The organism is Streptomyces xiaopingdaonensis (genome assembly GCF_000262345.1).
GTDB lineage: Bacteria > Actinomycetota > Actinomycetes > Streptomycetales > Streptomycetaceae > Streptomyces > Streptomyces xiaopingdaonensis.
This window is the reverse complement of sequence record NZ_AJTQ01000001.1, coordinates 1-23563: the sequence shown is the minus strand read 5'-3', so window position 1 is coordinate 23563 and position 23563 is coordinate 1. Positions and strand designations below refer to the sequence as shown.

Below are 23563 nucleotides of genomic sequence, written 5' to 3'. Positions count from 1 at the left end.
GTCGGCGGGGGCCGGCGGCGGGGGCGCGCCTGCCGCTGCCAGGAGGCGGCGGGCCGCGTCGCCCGCGGGGAGCGCGGTGCCGCGCGGCCCCGTGAGACCGGTACGCAGGACGCCGCCCGGGTACGCGGAGGCCACGCGGGACGCGAACTCCTCGGCGAGCGCCGTCCGTCCGGAGCCGGGGCGCCCCGCGACGAGCAGGACGCGGGCGTACGGTGCGGGACGGCCGGCGAGGGTGTGGAGCCCTGCGCGGCCGAGGTCGGCCCGGAGGGCTGCGAGTTCGCGTCCGCGCCCGAGGAGACCGCGCGGACCGCAGGGGTGCTCCGTCCGATCCGCCACGGTCACGCCTCCCGTCCGCCTGCGCCTGCGTTGGGGCCCCGCCACAACCAGCGGGAACGCCACAGAGCGTAGTTCACTCGGCACCGCGGGCCAGGCCCTGCCGCGGGCGCAACGCCCCGGATGCCCGGATCAGCACAGCGGCCCGGTCCCCCTCTCCCTCGCGAGGGGGACCGCCGACGCGTGCGGCGCGGCTCGGGTCAGGCGCCGAACGGGCGCGCGGGCCACTCCGCTTCGGCCGGACGCAGGGTGTCGAGGCCGTAGCCGGTCAGCGCGGCGTGGAGCGCGAGGACGCCCACCACCAGCGCGTTGTTGTGGAGCTCGCCGGCGAGCGCGCCCCGTACCACCTCGGCGAGGGAGACCCTGGCCTGCTCCATCTCGGCCTCCTCCTCGGAGACCTCGAACCGCTCGCCGTTCGCGACGGAGAGCCGGCGTGCGAGGAAGATGCGCACCGCCTCGTCGCTGCCTCCCGGGGTGGGGTAGACGTCGACGAGGACGCGCCAGTCCTCCGCCTTGACGTGTGCCTCCTCGTACAACTCGCGCTGCGCGGCACTCAGCGGATGCTCGCCCTCGACGTCGAGGAGGCCGGCCGGGACCTCCCAGAGCTTCTCGCGCACCGGGTGGCGGTACTGCTTGAGGACGAGGACGCGCTCCTCGTCGTCGAGCGCGAGGATCGCGACGGAGCCGGGGTGCACCTGGTAATCCCGGCGGGCCGTGGTCCCGTCGGGCATGACGACCCGCTCGCTGCGCACCCCGGTCTTCGCGCCCTGGAACGGCGTCTCGGAGGCCGTGACGTCCCACGACTGCGGGCTGTCGGTGATCGCCACGCCTCAGACCTCCCCGGCGGTCGCCGGCTCGGGGGTCTCCTCGGCGGCGAGCTGCCGCGCGACGGCGGCCCGGACGAGGCCGGCGAAGAGCGGATGCGGGCGCGTGGGGCGGGACTTGAGCTCCGGGTGCGCCTGCGTCGCGACGAGGTACGGGTGCACCTCGCGCGGGTACTCGACGTACTCGACGAGCTTGTTGTCGGGCGAGGTCCCGGAGAAGAGGAGCCCCGCCTTCTTCTCCAACTCGGTGCGGTAGGAGTTGTTCACCTCGTAGCGGTGGCGGTGGCGCTCCTCCACGTACGGCTCGCCGCCGTGGACCTCGCGGACGATCGAGCCCTCGGCGAGCTTCGCCGGGTAGAGGCCGAGCCGCATGGTGCCGCCCATGTCGCCCTCGCCCGCCACGATGTCGAGCTGCTCCTCCATGGTGGAGATCACCGGGTGTGCGGCCCCGCGGTCGAACTCGGTGGAGTCGGCTCCCTCGATGCCCGCGAGGTTGCGGGCCGCCTCGATCACGATGCACTGGAGGCCGAGGCAGAGGCCGAGGAGCGGGATGCCGTTCTCGCGCGCGTAGGTGATCGCACCGACCTTGCCCTCGACGCCGCGGTCGCCGAAGCCGCCGGGGACGCAGACCGCGTCGCAGTCGGAGAGCTCCCTCTCCGCGCCGGCCGGGGTGCGGCAGTCGTCGGAGGTGACCCACTTGATCTTCACGCGGGCCCGGTTGGCGAAGCCGCCGGCGCGCAGCGCCTCGGTGACCGAGAGGTAGGCGTCGGGCAGGTCGACGTACTTGCCGACGAGTGCGACCCGGACCTCGTGGTCGGGCTGGTGGACGCGGCGGAGCAGGTCGTCCCACTCGGTCCAGTCGACGTCCCTGAAGGGGAGGTTGAGCTTGCGCACGACGTAGGCGTCGAGCCCCTCGCCGTGGAGGACCTTGGGGATGTCGTAGATCGACTTGGCGTCCTTGCACGCGACCACCGCGGCGTCGTCGACGTCGCACATGAGCGAGATCTTGCGCTTGATCGAGAGCGGCACGTCCCGATCGGCGCGGAGCACGATCGCGTCGGGTTGCACACCGATGTTGCGCAGCGCGGCGACCGAATGCTGCGTCGGCTTGGTCTTCAACTCGCCGGAGGGGCCGATGTACGGAAGCAGCGAGATGTGGACGACGAGGACGTTGTCCCGCCCGACCTCGTGCCGCACCTGCCGGACCGCCTCGAGGAAGGGCAGCGACTCGATGTCCCCGACGGTGCCGCCGACCTCGGTGATGACCACGTCGACGTCCTCGGTGGCCATGCGGCGGATGCGGTTCTTGATCTCGTTGGTGATGTGCGGGATGACCTGCACGGTGTCGCCGAGGTACTCGCCCCTGCGCTCCTTGGCGATCACCGAGGAGTAGACCTGCCCGGTCGTGACGTTCGCGGAGCCGTCGAGGTCGACGTCGAGGAAGCGCTCGTAGTGGCCGATGTCGAGGTCGGTCTCGGCGCCGTCGTTGGTGACGAAGACCTCTCCGTGCTGGAACGGGTTCATCGTTCCGGGGTCGACGTTGAGATAAGGGTCGAGCTTCTGCATGGTGACCCGCAGGCCGCGTGCCTTGAGGAGGGCGCCGAGGCTGGAGGCGGTCAGCCCCTTGCCGAGCGAGGAGGCCACACCCCCGGTGACGAAGAGGTGCTTGGTCGTCGAGGACTTCGAGGAATGGGGCGGCATGGCCAAGAGGGAGCTCCCGTGGTCGCGTGGTGGAGTGCGCACCTGCACCTCGGCGCCGGGGCGAAGGGGTGCGGCATCGCTGCGGTTCGGGGGGCTGGCCGTTGCGACGGGCGCCGCACGGGGCGAACTCGTCCCTTGTGCCTGTCGACGTGGTGCGAGTCGAGGGGATTCGCCGCCGCCGGGGCTTCTTCGGAACGGGATCGTGCCCACCGGTCCACGGGCTACCAGCGTAACAGCGCCGGTTCACCGCTGCGTCACGCAGCCCGTGCGGCGGCCCATCGGTCGGACCGTTCGGAGTGGGAGAGGCCGATCTTCCGCGGTCACTGGGTGACGAAGAGGTTGCAGCAGGTGAGCGGCATGGTAGCGGCACTCCTTCGCCTGGTGACCGGTTCGATCCGAGTGCCGGGACTGCTGCGCGGATCACTTCTCTGCGTCGTATATTGCTCGGACGCTCGCGCAGACGGGCAGCACGTTTCCCATTATCTGGAACATTTCGAGTGCCCGGAATCTCCGGGTTCATCGCTGGCAATGTGGCAGTAGCGCCCGCGGCATGCGCGGCGCGGTTCGACTGGAGATGCACGTGGCTGGGCGCATCGAGGACTACGCACTCATCGGGGACATGCAGACGGCAGCTCTGGTCGGCCGGGACGGCAGCGCCGATTGGCTCTGCCTGCCGCGGTTCGACTCCCATGCCATCTTCGCGGGCCTGCTCGGCACCGAGGAGCACGGCTTCTGGCGGCTGGGCCCCGCACACCCCACCGGCAGCAGTCCACCCCCTGCGACCCGCCGCCGCTACCGCGGCGAGTCCCTCATCCTGGAGTCCGAGTGGGACACCCCGCGCGGCACCGTCCGGGTCACCGACTTCATGCCGCCCCGCGGCAACCACGCACCGCAGCTCGTCCGGATCATCGAGGGCGTCAGCGGCCGGGTGCCGATGCGCTCCACGCTGCGGATGCGTTTCTCCTACGGCTGGGTCGTCCCCTGGGTCCACAAGGTCGACGGCCGGACCGTCGCCGTCGCAGGGCCCGACTCGGTCTGGCTCGACGCGGACGTCGACACCTACGGCGAGGACCTCACCACCTACTCGGACTTCACCGTCCAGCCGGGCGACCGGATCGCGATGGCACTGAGCTGGCAGGCTTCGCACCGCGAGCCCCCGCCGGTCACCGACGCCGCCGAGGCCCTCCAGATCACCGAGGACTTCTGGAGCGACTGGGTCGGCCACTGCACCTACCACGGCCCCTACCGCGAGGCCGTCGTCCGCTCGCTGATCACGCTCAAGGCGCTCACCTACGCGCCGACGGGCGGCATCGTCGCGGCTCCCACCACCTCGCTGCCCGAGGCGATCGGCGGCAGCCGCAACTGGGACTACCGCTTCACCTGGCTCCGGGACGCGGCGATCACCCTCTCCTCGCTGCTGCGCACCGGCTACGTCGAGGAGGCCCGCGCCTGGCGGGAGTGGCTGCTGCGGGCCGTCGCCGGGGACCCGGAGAACCTGCAGATCATGTACGGCATCGCCGGCGAACGCGAGCTCGGCGAGGCCGAGTTGAGCTGGCTGCCCGGCTACGAGAACTCCACGCCCGTGCGCGTCGGCAACGGCGCGGCAGGCCAGCTCCAGCTCGACGTCTACGGCGAGGTCACCGAGGCCCTCTACCTCGCCCACAAGACGGGGCTCGCCCGCAACGACTACGCGCAGATCCTCCAACTCAAGCTCATCCGCTACCTGGAGGAGCACTGGGACGAGCCCGACGAGGGCATCTGGGAGGTCCGCGGCCCCCGGCGGCACTTCGTCCACTCCAAGGTCATGGCGTGGACGGCCGTCGACCGCACCGTCAAGCTCATCGAATCGGACGGCGTCGACGGCCCGTTGGAACGGTGGAAGGAACTCCGCGAGCGCATCCACCGCGACGTCTGCACCAAGGGCTACGACCGCCAGCGCAACACCTTCACGCAGTACTACGGCTCCGAGGAACTCGACGCCTCGCTGCTCCTCATCCCGCAGATGGGCTTCCTGCCGCCGGACGACAAGCGCGTCATCGGCACCGTCGAGGCGGTCCAGCGCGAACTGTCCACGCCCGACGGCTTCGTGATGCGCTACCCCACCAGCGGCGACGAGGAGAACATCGACGGCCTCGAGGGCGAGGAGGGCGCCTTCCTCGCCTGCTCCTTCTGGCTCGCCGACGACCTCGCCATGATCGGCCGCGTCGAGGAGGCGAGGAAACTCTTCGAGAAGCTCCTCGCCCTCCGCAACGACCTCGGCCTCCTCGCCGAGGAGTGGGACTCGGGAAACCAGCGCCAAGTCGGCAACTTCCCGCAGGCGTTCAGCCACGTCCCCATGATCGACTCGGCGCTGCGGCTGACGACCTCGGGCGCGTACGGCGTCTGAGCCGGCCGGGACCCCGACTCGCCGCGGACGGCGACGAGTCGGCGGCCGGCGTCCCCGAAGGGAGGCCGGCCGCCGGTGCGTTCGGCCGGAACGGGGTCAGCGGAGGGGTGATCGCCTCCGGAGTCCGTCGGTCCGGAGGCCCGGCGGCGCGACGGCCCGCGAGGGCGAGCGCGGCGCCGGGCGGAGGAGGTTCCCGCGGCTGGGCGTCAGGCGTCCCCTCCGCCGGTCTCCACGGTGACGCGGTCGACGAGCATGGAGTGTCCCGGCTCCGTCGCGTCGGTGGGCGTGGGGGAGCCTTCGACGCCGTCGGGGAAGGCGCCGCCCATCGCCAGGTTGAGCAGGACGAAGTGGCCGTGGCCCGTGGCGTTCTCCCAGGTCTCCTCACCGATCTGCGCGGCGGTGACCGAGTGGAACTGCTCGCCGTCGACGTACCAGCGCAACTCGCCCGCGCCGCGGTCGACTTCGAGGGCGTACTCGTGGAAGTTGCCCTGGCACGGGCTGCCGACGCACTCGGTGGAGTTGCCGAGGCCCTCCGTCTCGTTGCAGGGCCCGCCCGGGTCCTCGCCGCAGTGCAGCACGCCCCAGACGGAGTTGATGCCGTTGACGTTCTCCATGATGTCGAACTCGCCGACACCGGGCCAGTTCCAGTAGTTGCCGCGGTACTCGTCTCCCAGCGTCCAGAAAGCGGGCCAGTAGCCGAGCGCCGCGTCACCGGTGACGTCGGGCATCCGGATGTCGGCGGAGATCCGCAGGACGCCGTCCTCGGGGGCCTCGAAGTCGGTGCGCTGCGTCTCGATGCGGCCGGAGGTCCAGGTGTCGCCGTCCTTGAGGGCGGTGATCTTCAGGTGTCCCTCGCCGTCGAGTTGGACGTTCTCCGGGGCGTCGGTGTACGTCTGCACCTCGCCCGTGCCCCAGTTGGGCGGGCCGCCGTCGTAGCCGGTGCCGGTGTCGATGATCCAGTCGGCCGAGTCGGGGAGGCTGCCCGCCTCTCCCTCGAAGTCGGTCGACCAGACCTCCTCCAGGGCGCCGGGGTCGGCTGCTGCCGACCGTACGGGCTCCTCGGCCTGCGCCGTCGGAAGGGCGAAGGCGCCGAGCGCCGCGAGCACGGCGGCTGCGGAGAGCAGGGTGCGCCGCTTCTTGCGGCGGGCCTCCGGGGCGGGGGTCGACCGCGTCTGCCTGTCCATGTGCGCTCCTCGTTGTGGGGGGCGTGAGAGCGCTCTCACTTGTTGGGCATGCACAGTGCCGAGTTCTGGGGGTAGCGTCAAGAGCCCGCGGAGGAAGAGGAGTCGAACGTGCACGGTGACCGCGATCCCAGACCCACGCTCGAGGCCGTGGCCGCACATGCGGGAGTCTCCCGCGCCACGGTCTCCCGCGTGGTGAACGGCGGGCGCGGCGTACGCGAGGAGCTGCGCGAGCAGGTGCGCCGCTCCGTCGAACTCCTCGGCTACGTACCGAACATCGCGGCCCGCAGCCTCGTCACCCGGCGGACGGGCGCCGTCGCCGTCGTCATCGCGGAACCGGAGACACGCGTCTTCTCCGACCCGTTCTTCGCGCAGCAGCTCCGCGGCATCAGCCGTGAACTCCGCCAGCGGGACATGCAGTTGCTGCTCGTCCTGATCGAGCAGCCGAAGGACTACGAGCGGATCGGCCGCTACCTCTCGGCCGGACACGTGGACGGCGCGCTGATGTTCTCGCTCCACGGCGCCGATCCGCTCGCCGCGATGGTCCGCGAGTCCGGCCTCCCCACCGTCTTCGGCGGCCGCCCCGGCTGGCCCGGCGCGGAGACGGAGAGCGGGCTCCTCTACGTCGACACCGACAACCGCGGCGGCGCCCGCCAGGCCGTCGCCCACCTGCGTGCCCGAGGGCGCCGCCGTATCGCCGTGATCACCGGGCCGCTCGACCAGACCTCCGCGCAGGACCGGCTCGACGGCTACCACGACGCGCTCGCCGAGTCCGACGGCGCACCCCGGCAGGCGACTCCCCTCGTCGCACACGGCGCCTTCACGGCCGAGGGCGGGGAGGCCGCCATGGCCGAACTCCTCGACGCGGACCCGGAGATCGACGCGGTCTTCGCCGGCTCCGACCTGATGGCGTCGGGCGCCCTGCGCACCCTCCATCGGCGGGGCCTGCGCGTACCCGAGGACGTCGCGGTGGTCGGCTACGACGACCTGGAGCCCGCCGCCTGGTCGGAGCCGACGCTGACGACGGTACGACAGGACGTCGAGAGGATGGGCAGCATGATGGCCGAACTGCTGCTGCGCAAGCTCGACTTGGAGGCCGGCGATGCCCCTCCGGCGCCGGTGGTGACGGAGGCGCGGCTGATCGTGCGGGGGTCGAGCTGAGCCGTGGCGGCTCGCTCGGGGCTGGGTACGGGCGGGTCAGGCCCGCCAGGTGTCCGGTCCGGAGGCGGCGGACCGGCTTGTCGCTCGGGCTTCGTGCCGGGCGAGGCACGTGGGGTTCGTCCGCCGGATCTCCGCGAACCGGCGCCGCTCGAAGAGCGCCGACCGGCGTCGCCGGCATGGGCACGGCCGTCAGACGCCGTACCGCTCGACGAGGGTGCGCAGTGTCTCGAACGCCGGCTTGGGCGTGTAGTCGTCGGTGGTGGGCCCGAAGCGGTGGAAGAGTCCGGGCCGCGTGCTGTCGGCGTCGCGCAGCGCGAAGTGGGTGCAGCCGCTCAGGCCGAGGGCGGTCGCCTGCGCCGCCAGGACGTCGACGACCTCGGCCTGACGGGCGGCGGGTCGCTCCGGTCCCGTGGGCCTGCCGTGTCCGGTGACTCCCCGGCCGCCGAAGCATTCCGCAGACGGCGGCACCGAATCCACCGGCGCCCCCGGCACGGCGAGCGCCGGCCAGGGCCGCCCCCGCGCGCTCAGCCCCCCGCACGCGCGGCGTCGAGGAGCTCCTCCGCATGGGCGCGGGCAAGTTCGGAGTCGTCCTGTCCCGCGAGCATCCGGGAGAGTTCGCGCACCCGCTCCTCGCCCTCCATCACCTGCACGCCGCTGCGCGTGACGGAGCCGTCGTCGGTCTTGACGACGACGAGGTGCCGGTCGGCGAAGGCCGCCACCTGCGGCAGGTGCGTCACGACCACGACCTGGGCCGACTCGGCCAACTTCGCCAGTCGCCTGCCTACCTCCACCGCGGCCCTGCCGCCGACCCCCGCGTCGACCTCGTCGAAGAGGTAGGTGGGCACGGGGTCGGCGCCGGCGAAGACGACCTCGACGGCGAGCATCACCCGCGACAGCTCGCCGCCCGAGGCGCCCTTCGCGATGGGGCGCGGGTGCGCGCCCGGGTGGGGCGCGAGGAGGAGCTCCACCTCGTCGGTGCCGTGCGGGCCGTAAGCGAGGGTGCGGTCCTCGACCTCCAGGCCCTCGGAGTCGTCCGTCTGCCGGAGTCCGAACGTCACCTGCGCGTGCGGCATGGCGAGTTCGGCGAGCTCCGCCGTGACGGCGTCGGCGAACCGCTCCGCGGCCTCCTGGCGTGCTTGGGTCAACCGGTGGGCGAGCACGCCGAGTTCGGCGCGCAGCCGGTCGCGTTCGGCGGTGAGTTCGCCGATCCGGTCGTCGTCCCCTTCCAGTTCGGCGAGGCGTGCCGAACTCTCCTCTGCCCAGGCGAGTACGGCGGTGATGTCCTCGCCGTACTTGCGGGTGAGTCCGGCGAGGGTGGCGCGGCGTTCCTCCACGGCGGCGAGGCGGAGCGGGTCGGCGTCGAGATCGTCGGCGTAGCCGGCGAGTTCGCCCGCCACGTCGCCGAGGAGGACGGAGACCTCGCCGAGCCGGTCGGCGAGCGCGGCGAGCGCGGGGTCGTGCGCCCGCGCGCCGTCGAGCGCACGCTGGGCACCGGCGACGAGCGTGTTGGCGTCCAGGCCCTCCGGCTCGGCCGGGTCGCCCGCGAGTGCACCGTGCGCCGTCGCCGCGGCCTCCGCGAGCGCCTCGGCGTGACCCAGGCGCTCCGCCTCGGCGGCGAGTTCGGTGTCCTCGCCGGCCTGCGGCTCGGCTGCGGAGATCTCGTCCACGCCGAAGCGGAGCATGTCCGCCTCCTGGGCGCGCTCCCTCACGCGAGTGGTGATCTCCGTCAACTCGTCATTGACGCTGCGGAGTCTGCGGTAGAGGTCGCCGTACTCGGAGAGAAGCCCGGAGACGGCCTCGCCCGCGTACCGGTCGAGCGCCTCGCGCTGCCTGGCGGGGCGCAGCAGGCCCTGCTGGTCGGTCTGCCCGTGGACGGCGACGAGGTCGTCCTTGAGCTCGGCGAGGAGACCGACCGGGACCGAGCGCCCGCCGACGTGCGCCCGCGAGCGCCCCTCGGCCGAGACCGTACGGCTCAGCAGCAGCTCTCCGTCGTCGAGTTCGGCGCCGGCCTCCTCGGCCCGCCGCGCCGCCGGCGCGTCGGGCGGCAGCGCGACACGCCCCTCGACCACCGCGGCCTTCGCCCCGACCCGCACCAGCGCGGCGTCGGCACGCCCGCCGAGCAACAACCCGAGGCTGGTGACGACCATCGTCTTGCCCGCACCCGTCTCCCCCGTCACCGCGGTGAAGCCGGGGGACAGGGTGAGTGCGGCGTCGTCGATCACGCCCAGGGCTCTGATCCGCATCTCCTCCAACACGGATACGACCATACGAGGTTCCGGGGGGCGCCCCCTACCCCAGCCCTGCCCGAGCACCGGCACAACAACGGAGGAATCCGTACGAAAAGGACGGCCGGATCACCCTCCACGGCGACCCGGCGCCGCTCAGCCGTCCCCCCGCGGCGCCCCACGCCACCCGGCGACCGGCAGCGCGAACTTGGCGACGAGCCGGTCGGTGAAGGAGGCGTGGTGGAGCCGCGCCAGCCGCACCGGCACGGCCCCGCGGCGCACCTCGACCCGTGCGCCGGGCGGCAGCTCGACGCTGCGCCGGCCGTCGCACCAGAGCACCCCGTGCGGCGTCTGCGGCTGCACCTCCACGGCGAGGACCGACTCGGGCGAGGTGACGAGCGGCTTGGCGAAGAGCGCGTGCGCGCTGATCGGCACCAGCAGGAGCGCCTCCACCTCGGGCCACACCACGGGGCCGCCGGCGGAGAAGGCGTACGCGGTCGAACCCGTCGGGGTGGCGCAGACGACGCCGTCCCCGCCGAAGGCGGAGACGGGGCGGTCGTCGACCTCGGTGACGAGCTCCAGCACCCGCTCGCGCGCCGCCTTCTCGACGGACGCCTCGTTGAGCGCCCAGTCGGTGTGCACGGCGCGGCCCTCGCTGCGTACGAGGACGTCGATCGTCATCCGCTCCTCCACCTCGTAGGAGCGGTGCGCCACGCGCTCGACGACCTGGTCGAGGTCGTCGCGCTCCGCCTCGGCGAGGAAGCCGACGCGGCCGAGGTTGACGCCGAGCATCGGCACCCCCGAGGCCCTGGCGAACTCCGCGCCGCGCAGCAGCGTCCCGTCGCCGCCGAGCACGACGAGGAGTTCGCACCCCTCGGCCGCGTCCGGCTTCGCCTCGACCGTCTCGACCTCGCGCGGAAGCGGCAGGTCCACCGCCTCCTCGCCGAGGAGCCGCACCCCGAGGCCGCTGCGCAACAGGCCCTGGACGACCAGTTCGGCGCTGCGCACGGCGGCGGCCCGCCCGGTGTGCGCGAGCAGGAAGACCGTCCGGTCGCCTGCCTCGGTACTCGCTGTCACTTGGGCCCCTCCGCCACCGCTCGCTCGACGTCCGCCGGGTCGAGAGCGGGCGCCCCGGCGCGCAGCCACAGGAAGTATTCGACGTTGCCCGAAGGCCCCGGCAGCGGACTGGCGGCGATCCCGAGCACCCCGAGCCCCTGCTCGGCCGCCTGCCCCGCGACGGTCCGCACCGCCTCGGCGCGCAACTGCGCGCTGCGCACGACACCGCCGCTGCCGAGCCGCTCCCTCCCCACCTCGAACTGCGGCTTCACCATGAGGACGAGATCGGCACCGGGTGCCGCGCACCGTACCAGCGCAGGCAGGACGAGCCCCAGCGGAATGAAGGAGAGGTCCCCCACCACGACGTCGGCCGGGCGGCCGTCGAGCGCCTCGGACGTCAACTCCCGTACGTTCGTACGGTCCTTGACGGTGACTCTGGCATCGCTCCGCAGGGACCAGGCGAGCTGCCCGTAGCCGACGTCGACGGCGACGACGCTCTCGGCGCCGGCCCGCAGCAGCACGTCGGTGAAACCGCCCGTGGAGGCGCCGGCGTCGAGCGCCCTGCGCCCGTCGACGCGCAGACCGAGCGGGGCGAACGCGTCGAGCGCGCCCGCGAGTTTGTGGCCGCCGCGCGAGACGTACTGCGGGTCGTCCGAGTCCTCGGCGACGACGAGGGGCGCGCTCGTCTCGACCTGGGTGGCCGGCTTCGCGGCGGGGTTGCCGCCGACGGTGACCCGTCCAGCGGCGATGAGTTGGCTTGCGTGCTCGCGCGAGCGCGCGAGCCGGCGGCGCACCAGTTCCGCGTCGAGTCGGCGTCGTGCCACGGGTCAGCTCCGAGGGGTGGGTCGGTCGAGGGCGGCGAGCGTCTCGCGCAGGCCGCTGTGAACATCCTCGTACACCTCGAGATGGCCGGAGACGGCGAGGTGGTCCGCGTCCGCCAGCCGCGCCAACCGCGCGTCGACGGACCCTTGCCCGGTCGGCGTGACGGTGACGCCGAGCGGCCGCGGCCCCTCGTCCGCCGCCTCTCCGGGCTCGGCGCCCGGCCCCTGGTCCGCCTGCTCCGCCTCCGGTCCGCCCGGCGCTTCCGGCTCCGCTCCCTGCGCCGCGGGGGACGCGCCGGGTGTCAGCTCGCTCATGGCCCCGACGCTACCCGGTCGCCGCCGCGCCGCAGCGGTGCGGCGGTGCGTCCGACCGCGCGCCGGAACCGGGCTCGCGCGCGAAGGGCCGTACGGGAGCGGCGACTTGCCCCGCGGCGCCCGGCGGACGGCGCCGACTCGCCCTCCGTCGCGGCCCGTTGGGAGGCAGCCGCCCGCCGGCGTGAGCAGCGCCACAGGCGTACGGCGACAACCGGGGCCTGAGCCTCTGGACAAGAAACGGTTTGGTTAGGTTAACCTAACCACGGGTTGGTGATCGCACCTCCCGCACCCGCAGTCCGGCGCGACAGCGGACCGCTCGCACACAGAGGCGCGGCCTCTCGGTGCCGACGGCCCGCCGCGCCGCACGCCGCAAGGAGGAAACGCATGACAGTCTCGGCGACCGAAGCCCCGGCTCCGGCGGTGCCGTTCGAGTTCTTCGAACTCGAGGTCGTGCGGAAACAGCGGATCGGCGCCAGCATGGTGCGCCTCACCTTCGGCGGCGCACAGTTGGGCCGGCTCGTCTCGGGCGGAAAGGACCAGCGCTTCAAGCTCTTCCTGCCCCACCCCGGCCAGCGGGCCCCCGTCGTGCCCACCGCGTCCGACAACTGGTTCACCGACTGGCGCGCCATGGACCCGAACGTCCGCGCCCTCATGCGCACGTACACCGTCCGCGCGCTCCGGCGCACGCCGCAGCACCCGGCCGACGAACTCGACGTCGACTTCGCCCTCCACGAGGGTCCCGCCCCCGGCGGCGGCCCCGCCTCGCAGTGGGCGCACAACGCCTCCCTCGGCGACCCCGTCACGCTGCTGGCGCCCGTCGTCGAGGACAACGGCGGCGTCGACTTCCGTCCCCCGTCCGCCACCGACTGGGTCCTGCTCAGCGGCGACGAGACGGCGCTGCCGGCGATCGCGTCGATCCTCGAGTCCCTTCCGGCCGGCACCCCGGCCCGGGTCTTCCTCGAGGTCCCGCACCCCGAGGACCGGCAGCCCCTGCTCACCTCGGCCGACGCCGAGATCACCTGGCTCGTGCGCGACGGCGAGGAGCGCCACCGCACCGAGGCCGCCGTCGCCGCCGTGCGGGAGGCGAGCCTCCCGTCCGGTACGCCCTACGCGTGGATCGCGGGCGAGGCCGGCACCGTCAAGGCGCTCCGCAGGCACCTCGTACGCGAGCGCGGGGTCGACAGGCGCGCCGTGAAGTTCACCGGGTACTGGCGGCTCGGCACCAGCGAGGAGCAGCTCCTCGCCGAGGCGACCGCCAACGCGCCCGCCACCGCCTGACGTTCATCACCACCGGCGTCCCCCGTACGGGGCAGGGGACGCCGCTACATGCCCAGCCGTCCGAGCGCCCTCGCCGCATCGGCACCGCAACTGCCCGCGCCCGCCGCGCTCCACGCGGCGGCGCACAGCGCACGGAGCCCGTCGATCGGCTCGCCCTCGCCCTCCAGCGCCAGCTCGTCGCCGGCGAGGCGGGCGCGCCAACCGCCGCACGTCCCGGCGCCTTCCTCCTCGACATCGACCCGGGGGTGCGGCTCCAGCAGCCCGCGCAGATCGGCCGCGACGTACGTCGGGCGGTGCGCGGGGGGCGCGGCGAGGAGCTGCGCGCCGTCCGTCACGCCCGTGAGGACGAGCAGCGAAGGGACCCCGCCGGCGTACGCCCCCTCGATGTCGGTGTCGAGCCGGTCGCCGACGACCAGCGGCCGTTGGGCACCCGTCCGCAGGATCGTCTCCCGGTGCATCGGCGGCAGCGGCTTCCCCGCCACCTGCGGCTCGGGCGGCGTGCGCATCCACCGGGTCGCGATCCGCACGACCTCGACGGCCGCGCCGTTGCCCGGCGAGATGCCCCGGCTGCCCGGGAGGGTGAGGTCGGTGTTGGACGCGAACCACGGCACACCGCGGCCCACCGCGAGCGACGCCTCGATGAGCCTGCCCCACTCCATCGTCGACCCGCCGTACCCCTGGACGACCGCGGCCGGCTCGTCGTCGGCCGACTCGACGGGCGTGAGCCCGCGTTCGCGCAGCGCCAGGCCGAGGCCCTCGCCGCCGATGCACAGCACCCGTGCGCCTTCGGGGACCTGCTCCGCGACCAACCGCGCGACCGCCTGCGCCGAGGTGATGACGTCCGACGGCTCGGCGGGGACACCGAGTCCGGTGAGGTGCTCGGCGACCGTCTCCCGGGGGCGCGCGGCGTTGTTGGTCACGTACGCCATGGCCATCCCCTCGGCGCGCGCCGCCTCCAGCGAGCGGACGGCGTGCGGCACGGCCTCCCCGCCGGTGTAGACGACGCCGTCGAGGTCGAGGAGCGCCGTGTCGTGGACGCTCCCGAGCGCCTGCTCACTCGGCTCCGTACGGTCCGCGGGCGGCTCGGCGCCCTTCGCTGCCTGCGAACTCACCATCGTCGTCTGCTCCTTGAACGTGCTCGTGTGCCCCGCCCGCGCGGCTGCACGGGCTGCGGTGCACCGGTTTTCCCTGCTTGCCGGGAGAGGCATAGCATGCACCGATGGCCGCAGAAGGACTCAGACTCACCCCGTTCCGCGGGTTGCGTTACGCCGCGGACCGGGTCGGCAGCCTCGCCGCGGTCACCTCTCCCCCGTACGACGTCGTCGTACGGCCCGACGGCCTGCACCATCTGGAGACGGCCGATCCGTACAACATCGTCCGCCTCATCCTCCCGCACGGCCCCGACGGCTCTCCCGCCGCCCACCACGCCAAGGCCGCGCGCACGCTGAACGAGTGGCGCGAGAGCGGCGTGCTGCGCCGGGACGCGCGCCCCGCGCTCTACGTCTACGAGCAGCGCACGCGCTCGGCGCTCCAGCGCGGCCTCGTCGGCGCCCTGCAACTGCCGCGCAGCGAAGGCGTCGTGCTCCCCCACGAGGAGGTCATAGACGAGGTCGTCGCCGACCGCGCGGCGCTGATGGAGGCGATCGCCGCCAACCCCGAGCCGCTCCTCCTCTCCTACCGGGGAGCCGCCGAAGCGACGGGCGCGGCAGCGGTGATCGACCGCGCCGTGCACGGCACGCCCCTCCTCGCCACCACCACGGAGGACGGCACCGAACACCGCCTGTGGGCGGTGACGGACCCGGCCGAACTCGCCGAGGTCGCAGCGGATCTCGCCCACCGGACGGCGCTCATCGCCGACGGCCACCACCGCTGGGCGACGTACCTGCGCCTCCGTGAGGCGCACGCGCCCGCCGGCCCAGGGGAGCGTTCCCCCTGGGACTCGGGCCTCGTCCTCCTCGTCGACACCGACCGCTACCCGCTCCAAGTCCAGGCGATCCACCGCGTCCTGCCCCGGCTGCCCCTGCACCGGGCCCTCGCCCTCGCCGCACCGCACTTCCGGGTACGCGCGCTGCACGCCCCGCTGCCGCAGGCGGCCCACACGCTCCGCGAGACACCGGGCAACGCCTACCTGCTCACGGAGGACGGCGAGACCTTCCACCTCCTCGACGCCCCGGAACCCCGGCTCCTGGCACGCACCGTGCGCACCGACCGTCCCGAGGCATGGCGCTCCCTCGACGCGACGGTGCTCCACTCGGCGCTCCTCGACTCCGTCTGGCACGTCCAGGACGCCCCCGGCACGATCGAGTACCTGCACAACACCTCGGCGGCTGTCGCCAAGGCCGCCTCCTGGGGCGGGACGGCGGTCCTCATGCGTCCCGTTCCCGAGTCGACGGTCCGCGAACTCGCCGAGCAGGGCGTCACCATGCCGAGGAAGTCGACGTCGTTCGGCCCCAAGCCGGCCACGGGGCTGGTCCTGCGCACCCTCGACGAGACGGGCACCGAGGGGTCCTCCCCTTCGTAACTCCCGTACCTCCGTGGGAGATCGCTCACAACGGCACCGACCGCCCAGCCGCGCACCGGTCCGGCACGGTGGGCACCGACCGGATCGGCCGCCCAACGGCCGCCGCACAGCGCGAGGTTGGCCGCTAAACCGGCATCGCCTGTGACGTGCGCCGCTGCCGCAGGGCGGCCTTGCGAGGCAGCGGAGCCGAGTGATTAGGCTAGCCTTACCTCACCGCCCAGCCGAGCGGTTCCCACGTCCCGCGTCAGGAGGACAGTTCATGAGCAGCAGGTCACACCTGCTCAACGACCGGACGGCAGAGAACTACCGGCGCCGTGTCACGGACGGCGTCGAGCGGATCGCCGGCAGACTCGCCGGCACCAAGCGCCCGTTCACGGGCGTCACGCCGGACGCGCTCGCCCCGACCGTCTCGGCACCCGACCTCGAGAACCCACTGGGCGACACGGCCGCCGCGCTCGACGAACTCGAGGACGTCTACCTCAGGGACGCCGTCTACTTCCACCACCCCCGCTACCTCGCCCACCTCAACTGCCCCGTCGTCATTCCGGCGGTGCTCGGCGAGGCCGTGCTCAGCGCCGTCAACTCCTCCCTCGACACATGGGACCAGAGCGCCGGCGGCACGCTGATCGAGCAGCGGCTCATCGACTGGACCGCGCAGCGCCTCGGCCTCGGCGACGCCGCCGACGGCGTCTTCACCAGCGGCGGCTCGCAGTCGAACCTCCAGGCGCTGCTCCTCGCCCGCGAAGAGGCCGTCCTCCTCGCCCGGAAACGCGCCGAGGCCGCGGGCGCCGAGGGCGGGACCGCACCGAGCACCGCCGACCTCCTGCCCGGGCTCCGCATCCTCACCTCGGAGTGCAGCCACTTCAGCGTGGAGAAGTCCGCGAAACTCCTCGGCCTCCCGCACGGGGCCGTCGTCCCCGTCCCCTGCGACGACGACCGGCGGATGCGCCCTGCCGCCCTCGCGGCCGAGTTGGAGCGCTGCGCCGCCGAGGGTGCGACGGTGATGGCGGTCGTCGCCACGGCAGGCACGACGGACTTCGGCAGCATCGATCCGCTCCCCCGCATCGCCGACCTCTGCGCGCAGTACGGCACCTGGCTCCACGTCGACGCCGCCTACGGCTGCGGGCTGCTCGTCTCCCGCCGGCGCGGCATGCTCGACGGCATCTCACGTGCCGACTCGGTCACCGTCGACTACCACAAGTCCTTCTTCCAGCCGGTGAGTTCGTCGGCCGTCCTCGTCCGGGACCGCGCCACCCTGCGGCACGCGACCTACCACGCCGACTACCTCAACCCCGAGCACAGCGCGCACCGCCGCATCCCCAACCAGGTCGACAAATCGCTCCAGACGACCCGCAGGTTCGACGCCCTCAAGCTCTGGCTGACGCTGCGCGTCATGGGCCCGGACGGCGTCGGCGAACTCTTCGACGAGGTCGTCGACCGCGCCGCCGAGGCCGGCCGACTGCTCGCCGCCGACCCGCGGTTCGAGCTCGTGACGAAGCCGCAGCTCTCCACCCTCGTCTTCCGCTGGGTGCCGGACTCCGACCCGCTGATGGACGCCGATGACGTCGACCACGCCAACCTCCACGCACGGGAGGCCCTCTTCGCCTCGGGCGACGCGATCGTCGCGGGGACCGTCGTCGACGGCCGGCACTGGCTGAAATTCACGCTCCTCAACCCGGAGACGACGCTCGAGGACATCGCCGCCGTCCTCGACCTGATCGCCGGCCACGCCCAGCGCCACGTCGACGACCACGCGCACGCCCTGAGCGCCACCGCCTGCTGAACCGCCCCCCGATCCCCCGGAGTTCACGTGCCCACCCCGCACCCCCGCACGGCGCAGGACGACGCCGCGATCCACGACTTCGTCGCTGTCGGCCTCGGCCCCTTCAACCTCGGGCTGGCCTGCCTCACCGAACCCGTCGAGGAGCTGGACGGACTCTTCCTCGACGAGCGCGACGACTTCTGCTGGCACCCGGGGATGCTGCTCGACGACAGCACCCTCCAGACGCCCTTCCTCTCCGACCTCGTCACCCTGGCGGACCCGACCTCGCCGTACTCCTTCCTCAACTACCTCAAGGAGCACGGCCGACTGTACCCGTTCTACATCCGCGAGAGCTTCTACCCGCTGCGCTCGGAGTTCAGCGACTACTGCAACTGGGCGGCGAACAGGCTGAGTTCCGTCCGCTTCGGCCATCGGGTCACCGAAGTCGCCTGGAGCGAGGAGGAGTCAGCGTACACGCTCCACGTCGAGCTCTCCTCGGGCGGCAGCCGCACCTACCGCGCCCGCCGCCTCGTCCTCGGCACCGGCACCCCGCCGTACGTCCCCGAGCACTGCCGCGACCTCGGCGGCGACGCCGTGCACAACTCCCGGTACCTGGAGCACCGGGAGGAGCTGCGCGCCAAGAAGAGCGTCACGATCGTCGGCAGCGGGCAGAGCGCCGCCGAGATCTACTACGACCTGCTCCAGGAGTGCGCCGACGACACGTACGAGCTCACCTGGATCACCCGCTCCCCGAGGTTCTTCCCGCTGGAGTACACCAAGCTCACGCTGGAGATGACCTCCCCCGAGTACGCCGACTACTTCCACGCGCTGCCCGAGGCGACCAGGGACGCCCTGGTCGCCGGCCAGAAGAACCTCTACAAGGGCATCAACGGCGACCTGATCGACGACATCTTCGACCTCCTCTACCGCAAGAACAGACGCGGCCGCACCCCCACGAGGCTCCTCACCAACACCGCGCTCACCGACGCGAGTCGGGACGAGACCACCGGCAGGTACACCCTCGCGCTGCGCCAGGAGGAGCAGCAGGAGGAGTTCACCCACACCACGGAGGGCCTCGTCCTCGCCACCGGATACCGGTACCGCGAGCCGGAGTTCCTCGCCCCCGTCCAGCACCGCATCGACCGCGACCCCCAGGGCCGGTTCGCCGTGCGCCGCGAGTACCGCATCGACACCCCGCAGCAGCCACACGGCGCCCTCTACGTGCAGAACGCGGAGCTGCACACCCACGGCTTCGTCTCCCCCGACCTCGGCATGGCCGCGTACCGCAACTCCTGCATCATCCGCGACATCCTCGGCCGCGAGTACTACCCCGTCGAACGTCGCATCGCCACACAGGAGTTCGGCGCCCCCGGCACACCGGGCACCTACACAGCAGACCCCGAGGGAGCAGTCGGCCGATGACAGACAACATCCGATTCCGCCACGAAGACCCGCAGTTGGGCGAGTTCGCTCTGCGACCGGTCGCTCCGGAAGCCGACGCGCCCCTGCTGCACTCCTGGCTCACGCACCCCAAGTCGGCCTTCTGGCTCATGCAGGAGGCCCGACTCGACGACGTCGCCGCGGAGTTCGGCAAAGTCGCCGCCTCGCCGCACATGGAGGCCCTCCTCGGCCTCCACCGCGGCGAGCCCGCCTTCCTCACCGAGCGGTACGACCCCTCGCGGATCGAACTCGCCGGCCTCTACCCGCACCGCAGCGGCGACGCCGGGATGCACTTCCTCTGCGCACCGACCGGCACCCCGCTCCACGGCTTCACCCTCGCGGTCATCACCACCGTGATGGCGTGGCTCTTCTCCGACGCGCGCGTGCAGCGCGTCGTCGTCGAACCCGACGTCCGCAACACCGCCGTGCACGCGCTCAACAGGGCCGTCGGGTTCGAGGAGATCGAGGAGATCACCAAGCCGGAGAAGCAGGCTCTGCTCAGCATCTGCACCCGCGCCCGATTCGAGGCCGCCACAGGAGTGACTTCAGCATGACCACCCCCCGCACCGACGACCCGCAGCAGGCAGCGGCCCACCTCACCCCCGAGCGCTGGGCCCGCGCCAACCGCCTCCTGATACGCAAGGCGCTCGCCGAGTTCTCGCACGAGCGCCTCCTCAGCCCCGAGCAGCGGTTGGCCCCCGGCGACGGACCGCACCAGTACGCCGTCCGCAGCGACGACGGCGCCACCGAGTACCGCTTCACCGCCCGCCTCGCCGCCCTCGACCACTGGCAGATCGACGCCGACTCCGTCACCCGCCACCGCGACGGAGCCGAACTCTACCTGGACGCCCTGGAGTTCATCACCGAGATGCGCGGCGCCCTCGGCCTCGGCACAGAGATACTCCCCGTCTACCTCGAGGAGATCAGCAGCACCCTCGCCGGCACCGCGTTCAAGCTCACCAAGCCCGAGACCACCGCCGCGGAACTCGCCGCCGCCGACTTCCAGTCCGTCGAGTCCGGAATGACCGAGGGCCACCCCTGCTTCGTCGCCAACAACGGCCGGCTCGGCTTCGACCTCGCCGAGTACCGCGCCTACGCGCCCGAGGCCGGCGAGCCCGTCCGCCTCCTCTGGCTCGCCGCGCACCGCGACCGCGCGGACTTCCACACCTCCACCGACCTCAGCTACGACAAGCTCGTCCTCAGCGAGCTCTCCGGCGCCACCCTCCGCCGCTTCTCCGCCACGATGCGGGAACTCGGCCTCGACCTCGACGACTACTACCTCATCCCCGTCCACCCCTGGCAGTGGTGGAACAAGCTCACCGTGACGTTCGCCGCCGAGGTGGCCCAGCGCCACCTCGTCTGCCTCGGCCACGGCGACGACGACCACCTGGCGCAGCAGTCGATACGCACCTTCTTCAACGCCAGCAACCCGAAGAAGCACTACATCAAGACGGCGCTCTCCGTCCTCAACATGGGCTTCCTGCGCGGTCTTTCGGCCTCCTACATGGAGGCGACCCCGGCCATCAACGACTGGCTCGCCGACCTCGTCGCCGAGGACGACGTCCTCCGCGACACCGGCCTCGCCGTCCTCCGCGAGTGCGCAACCGTCGGCTACCACCCGGCGCCGTACGAGGCGGCGGCCCCGAAGGGCTCCCCGTACCTCAAGATGCTCGCAGCCCTGTGGCGCGAGAGCCCCGTACCGCTCCTCGGACCGGGCGAGCGCCTCGCGACCATGGCGTCGCTCCTCCACACCGACCACGCCGGCGACTCCTACGCCGGCGCCCTCATCGCCCGCAGTGGCCTCCCCGCCGCCGCCTGGTTCCGCCGCTACCTCGACGCCTACCTCACCCCGCTCCTCCACGCCTTCTACGCGTACGACCTCGTCTTCATGCCGCACGGCGAGAATGTGATCCTCGTCCTCGACGAACAGGGCGCACCGCAGCGGGCGATCTTCAAGGACCTCGCCGAGGAGATCGCGGTGATGAGCGAGGACGCCGTACTCCCGCCCGAGGTCGAGCGCATCCGGGCGGCCGACGTCCCGGAGGACATGAAGGTCCTCTCGCTCCAGACCGACATCTTCGACTGCTTCTTCCGGTTCCTCAACGGCATCCTCGCCTCCGAAGGCGTACTCGACGAGGACACCTTCTGGTCGACGGTCGCCGAGTGCATCCGCGACTACCAGAAGTCCAACCCCCACCTCGCCGAACGCTTCCGCCGCTACGACCTCTTCACCGACGAGTTCGCGCTCTCCTGCCTCAACCGCCTCCAACTCCGCAACAACCGCGAGATGGTCGACCTCCAGGACCCCTCGGGCGCACTCCAGCTGGTCGGCAACCTCCGGAACCCCCTCGCCCGCTTCCGCCCCTGACCGCTGCTCCACGGCCCCGACACCGAGCAGTCCTTCCCACAAGAAACGGCCCCGAGCTCGACCGAGCCCGGGGCCGTCCTCCTTTTCACCGCCTGAACCAGGCGACCGAACCGCCGTCAGTCCCGGCTCTCCCCACCGTCCTGGGAACTCTCCACACCGCTCACCGCACCGTCCCCGGAACCAAGGCCACCACTCCGTCCGCCCCCGGGACCCGCGCTGTCATTCACCGCACCCGAGCCGTCCTCGGCCTCCGGCCCGCCGCTGCTCTCCGTCCCCGGGGCCGCTCGTTCGCCACCCTCCCGGGCGTCGGCGCCGCCGAGCTCGTTCTCCGCATCGACGTCCCGCTCGGACCCACCGTCGGAGGAGTCCGACTCCGCCTGTTCCGCGGAGGAGTTGGCAGTGGTCCGGGGCGAGTCTCCGTGCACCTGCCGCAAAGCCTCGGCCCGCTGCTCCCGGCTCGACGTGCGGACCTCGTCGCCCGGCTCGGCGTCGGCTCCCTCCTCGGCCTCGGGGTCGAGCGCGTCCACGAACTCCACCCCGTCGAGCTCAGCGAGGCGGTCCGAGGCGTCGGTCACCCCGTTCTGGTCGGACTCGACCGTCTTGGCGAACCACTCCCGGGCCTCGTCCTCCCTGCCGACCTCCAGCAGCGCGTCCGCATACGCGTACCGCAACCTGGCGGCCCACGGCTGAGTGGAGTGCGACGCCAGCTCCTGACTCTGCAACGTCACCACCGCTGCCTCGGGCTGCCCCAGGTCACGCCGGGCCCCCGCAGCGACGAGGCGCATCTCCACCTGCCCCGCCTTGTCCAGCTGCTTCACCTCGGGCTCACCGGCCATCGCCAGCGCCTTCTCCGGACGCCCCAGTCCGCGTTCGCAGTCTGCCATCACGGGCCAGAGGTGCTGGAGTCCCGTCATACGTCGAGCAGCCCGGAACTCGGCCAACGCCTCGGCGTACTTCTGCACCGCATACGCCGCGAACCCTGCCGCCTCCCGCACGGACGGCACCCTCGAAGCGAGCCGCAACGCGATCTTGGCGTGCTTGTAGGCGAGTTCGGGCTCCTCGTCGAGCAGCCGCGCAACCATCACCAGATTCCGCCCGACATCCTCGGCGAGAGTCTTCGGCAGGCTCATCAGCTCCTGCCTGACATCCCGATCCAACTCCTCGATGCTGACGTCCTCGGGAATCGGCATCCTCCGCACAGGCTCCCGCTCATGCCGGGCCCCCTGCCCACGATCCCGCCGATCCTCCCCGAACCGACCACCGCCACGACGCTCCCCCGAGCGCCCGCCCCGGTCGTCCCGGAAGCGGCCCCCGCCACGTCCGCGGTCGTCCCGGAACCGACCACCATCACGACCGCGATCGTCCCGGAAGCGGCCCCCGCCACGTCCCCGATCGTCTCCGCCGCGCCCCCTGTCATCCCGGAACCGGCTTCCACCGCGCCCACGGTCGTCCCCAGGACGCCCACCGCGACCCCGTTCCTCATCGAACCGCCGGCCACGGCCCCGTTCTCCATCGCGCCCGCCAGCGCGGTCGTCCCGACGCGCTCCCCGCCCGTCGTCCCGACGACCGCGGCCGTCCCCGCGTTCGTCCCGCTGCCCATAGGGACGCCGTCCCCCACGCTCGTCCCGCCCGTAGGACCTCTCCCCACGTCCGCGGTCGCGGTCGTCCCGACGATCCGGACGCCCCTCGCGACGCCGATCACCGTCCCGGCCTCCGGAGCCACCGCGACCCTGGCCCCTGTCCCGCTCACCGTACGTACCGCGGTCACGCCGCTCCGGCCGTTCCTCGCTCCGCCGGTCCTCACGGCGGAAGCCACGGCCCCGCTCGTCGTCCCCGGAACCACCACGCCAACGCGGCCCGTCCCGGCGGTCGTTGCGTCCGCCGCCCGGCTGGTACCCCCCGCGACCGCCGTCTCTCCCCCGCCTCTGCTCCTCACGGCGAGGGCCGCCACGCGGGCGGTCCTCGCCGCGCTCGTACCCGGACTGATCCGAACGACGCTGCGGCCGATCCTCCGGCGAGTTGGTGGACATCGAGGTGACTCCTGTCTGCGGCTGCTGCACATTCATTCTCACGCAGCACGCGGTACGGCGCCTTCCGTACATAAACCGCAGCGGACGGCGCGGACCAACAAAAACAAAAAAGGCCCCTGGCCCTCAGCGTCTGAACGCTGGGGGCCAGGGGCCTCACTAAT

The 23563-nt window shown here is 72.5% G+C and carries 18 protein-coding genes and 2 pseudogenes; 8 read left to right on the top strand and 12 right to left on the bottom strand.

Going from position 1 to position 23563, the window contains the following annotated elements; genetic code table 11:
• The 3 genes and pseudogenes from UWG_RS0100100 to UWG_RS0100090 form a co-directional block, all read right to left on the bottom strand.
• A pseudogene (locus UWG_RS0100100) lies at window positions 1–336 on the bottom strand (hypothetical protein); the annotation flags it as partial.
• Between the two features lie 197 nt (window positions 337–533).
• On the bottom strand, window positions 534–1160 hold the full coding sequence (locus UWG_RS0100095) for an NUDIX domain-containing protein (protein WP_016905169.1): 627 nt from the start codon (window positions 1158–1160) through the stop codon (window positions 534–536).
• A 3-nt stretch (window positions 1161–1163) separates the two neighbouring features.
• Window positions 1164–2858, bottom strand: a complete 1695-nt coding sequence (locus UWG_RS0100090) for a CTP synthase (RefSeq protein WP_016905168.1) — start codon at window positions 2856–2858, stop codon at window positions 1164–1166.
• A gap of 574 nt (window positions 2859–3432) precedes the next feature.
• On the opposite strand from UWG_RS0100090, the gene UWG_RS0100085 reads away from it, so the two are divergent.
• Complete coding sequence (locus tag UWG_RS0100085) at window positions 3433–5244, top strand: glycoside hydrolase family 15 protein (protein ID WP_029391043.1); 1812 nt, start codon at window positions 3433–3435, stop codon at window positions 5242–5244.
• A 206-nt stretch (window positions 5245–5450) separates the two neighbouring features.
• Here UWG_RS0100085 and UWG_RS0100080 read toward each other — a convergent pair whose 3' ends face one another.
• Window positions 5451–6428, bottom strand: coding sequence for a glycoside hydrolase family 16 protein (locus UWG_RS0100080; RefSeq protein ID WP_016905166.1), 978 nt, complete (start codon window positions 6426–6428; stop codon window positions 5451–5453).
• 108 nt (window positions 6429–6536) lie between these two features.
• On the opposite strand from UWG_RS0100080, the gene UWG_RS0100075 reads away from it, so the two are divergent.
• Complete coding sequence (locus UWG_RS0100075) at window positions 6537–7586, top strand: LacI family DNA-binding transcriptional regulator (RefSeq protein ID WP_016905165.1); 1050 nt, start codon at window positions 6537–6539, stop codon at window positions 7584–7586.
• 189 nt (window positions 7587–7775) lie between these two features.
• On the opposite strand, the pseudogene UWG_RS0100070 reads toward UWG_RS0100075, so the two are convergent.
• From UWG_RS0100070 to UWG_RS0100050, 5 genes and pseudogenes are all read right to left on the bottom strand, one after another.
• Window positions 7776–8018 (bottom strand): annotated as a pseudogene (locus UWG_RS0100070) (hypothetical protein); the annotation flags it as partial.
• Between the two features lie 92 nt (window positions 8019–8110).
• On the bottom strand, window positions 8111–9853 hold the full coding sequence (gene recN / locus UWG_RS0100065; RefSeq protein WP_016905163.1) for a DNA repair protein RecN: 1743 nt from the start codon (window positions 9851–9853) through the stop codon (window positions 8111–8113).
• A gap of 114 nt (window positions 9854–9967) precedes the next feature.
• Complete coding sequence (locus tag UWG_RS0100060; protein ID WP_016905162.1) at window positions 9968–10888, bottom strand: NAD kinase; 921 nt, start codon at window positions 10886–10888, stop codon at window positions 9968–9970.
• Entirely contained in the window at window positions 10885–11691 is an 807-nt protein-coding gene (locus UWG_RS0100055) for a TlyA family RNA methyltransferase (RefSeq protein ID WP_016905161.1), read from the bottom strand. The genes UWG_RS0100060 and UWG_RS0100055 overlap by 4 nt, the downstream gene beginning before the upstream one ends.
• Before the next feature lie 3 nt (window positions 11692–11694).
• Window positions 11695–12003: a hypothetical protein gene (locus UWG_RS0100050; RefSeq protein WP_016905160.1), complete on the bottom strand. Its 309-nt coding sequence runs from the start codon at window positions 12001–12003 to the stop codon at window positions 11695–11697.
• Between the two features lie 384 nt (window positions 12004–12387).
• On the opposite strand from UWG_RS0100050, the gene UWG_RS0100045 reads away from it, so the two are divergent.
• Window positions 12388–13281, top strand: coding sequence for a siderophore-interacting protein (locus UWG_RS0100045; protein WP_016905159.1), 894 nt, complete (start codon window positions 12388–12390; stop codon window positions 13279–13281).
• Between the two features lie 44 nt (window positions 13282–13325).
• On the opposite strand, the gene UWG_RS0100040 is transcribed toward UWG_RS0100045, so the two are convergent.
• Entirely contained in the window at window positions 13326–14396 is a 1071-nt protein-coding gene (locus UWG_RS0100040; protein WP_016905158.1) for an HAD hydrolase-like protein, read from the bottom strand.
• A gap of 104 nt (window positions 14397–14500) precedes the next feature.
• On the opposite strand from UWG_RS0100040, the gene UWG_RS0100035 reads away from it, so the two are divergent.
• From UWG_RS0100035 to UWG_RS0100015, 5 genes are all read left to right on the top strand, one after another.
• Window positions 14501–15802 carry a DUF1015 family protein gene (locus UWG_RS0100035; RefSeq protein WP_016905157.1) on the top strand — a complete coding sequence of 434 codons (1302 nt, stop codon included), beginning with the start codon at window positions 14501–14503 and terminating at the stop codon, window positions 15800–15802.
• Window positions 15803–16061: 259 nt separating this feature from the next.
• Complete coding sequence (locus UWG_RS0100030) at window positions 16062–17585, top strand: pyridoxal phosphate-dependent decarboxylase family protein (RefSeq protein ID WP_016905156.1); 1524 nt, start codon at window positions 16062–16064, stop codon at window positions 17583–17585.
• A 27-nt stretch (window positions 17586–17612) separates the two neighbouring features.
• On the top strand, window positions 17613–18986 hold the full coding sequence (locus UWG_RS0100025; protein ID WP_016905155.1) for a lysine N(6)-hydroxylase/L-ornithine N(5)-oxygenase family protein: 1374 nt from the start codon (window positions 17613–17615) through the stop codon (window positions 18984–18986).
• A complete protein-coding gene (locus UWG_RS0100020) occupies window positions 18983–19558 on the top strand; it encodes a GNAT family N-acetyltransferase (RefSeq protein WP_016905154.1) in 576 nt (191 codons plus the stop codon). Before UWG_RS0100025 ends, UWG_RS0100020 begins: the two co-directional genes overlap by 4 nt.
• Window positions 19555–21372, top strand: a complete 1818-nt coding sequence (locus UWG_RS0100015; protein WP_016905153.1) for an IucA/IucC family protein — start codon at window positions 19555–19557, stop codon at window positions 21370–21372. Before UWG_RS0100020 ends, UWG_RS0100015 begins: the two co-directional genes overlap by 4 nt.
• A gap of 116 nt (window positions 21373–21488) precedes the next feature.
• Here UWG_RS0100015 and UWG_RS33480 read toward each other — a convergent pair whose 3' ends face one another.
• Window positions 21489–22562 carry a hypothetical protein gene (locus tag UWG_RS33480; RefSeq protein WP_016905152.1) on the bottom strand — a complete coding sequence of 358 codons (1074 nt, stop codon included), beginning with the start codon at window positions 22560–22562 and terminating at the stop codon, window positions 21489–21491.
• A complete protein-coding gene (locus UWG_RS0100005) occupies window positions 22502–23323 on the bottom strand; it encodes a hypothetical protein (RefSeq protein ID WP_016905151.1) in 822 nt (273 codons plus the stop codon). Before UWG_RS0100005 ends, UWG_RS33480 begins: the two co-directional genes overlap by 61 nt.
• Window positions 23324–23563: the final 240 nt, after the last annotated feature.

Excerpts from the sequence above, each read along its gene's own strand:
- UWG_RS0100080 (WP_016905166.1), bottom strand. The coding sequence starts at position 6,428 with ATGGACAGGCAGACGCGGTCGACCCCCGCCCCGGAGGCCCGCCGCAAG.
- UWG_RS0100035 (WP_016905157.1), top strand. The coding sequence starts at position 14,501 with ATGGCCGCAGAAGGACTCAGACTCACCCCGTTCCGCGGGTTGCGTTAC.
- recN (WP_016905163.1), bottom strand. The coding sequence starts at position 9,853 with ATGGTCGTATCCGTGTTGGAGGAGATGCGGATCAGAGCCCTGGGCGTG.
- UWG_RS0100090 (WP_016905168.1), bottom strand. The coding sequence starts at position 2,858 with ATGCCGCCCCATTCCTCGAAGTCCTCGACGACCAAGCACCTCTTCGTC.
- UWG_RS0100085 (WP_029391043.1), top strand. The coding sequence starts at position 3,433 with ATGCACGTGGCTGGGCGCATCGAGGACTACGCACTCATCGGGGACATG.
- UWG_RS0100050 (WP_016905160.1), bottom strand. The coding sequence starts at position 12,003 with ATGAGCGAGCTGACACCCGGCGCGTCCCCCGCGGCGCAGGGAGCGGAG.
- UWG_RS0100045 (WP_016905159.1), top strand. The coding sequence starts at position 12,388 with ATGACAGTCTCGGCGACCGAAGCCCCGGCTCCGGCGGTGCCGTTCGAG.
- UWG_RS0100030 (WP_016905156.1), top strand. The coding sequence starts at position 16,062 with ATGAGCAGCAGGTCACACCTGCTCAACGACCGGACGGCAGAGAACTAC.
- UWG_RS0100020 (WP_016905154.1), top strand. The coding sequence starts at position 18,983 with ATGACAGACAACATCCGATTCCGCCACGAAGACCCGCAGTTGGGCGAG.
- UWG_RS0100015 (WP_016905153.1), top strand. The coding sequence starts at position 19,555 with ATGACCACCCCCCGCACCGACGACCCGCAGCAGGCAGCGGCCCACCTC.
- UWG_RS0100040 (WP_016905158.1), bottom strand. The coding sequence starts at position 14,396 with ATGGTGAGTTCGCAGGCAGCGAAGGGCGCCGAGCCGCCCGCGGACCGT.
- UWG_RS33480 (WP_016905152.1), bottom strand. The coding sequence starts at position 22,562 with ATGCCGATTCCCGAGGACGTCAGCATCGAGGAGTTGGATCGGGATGTC.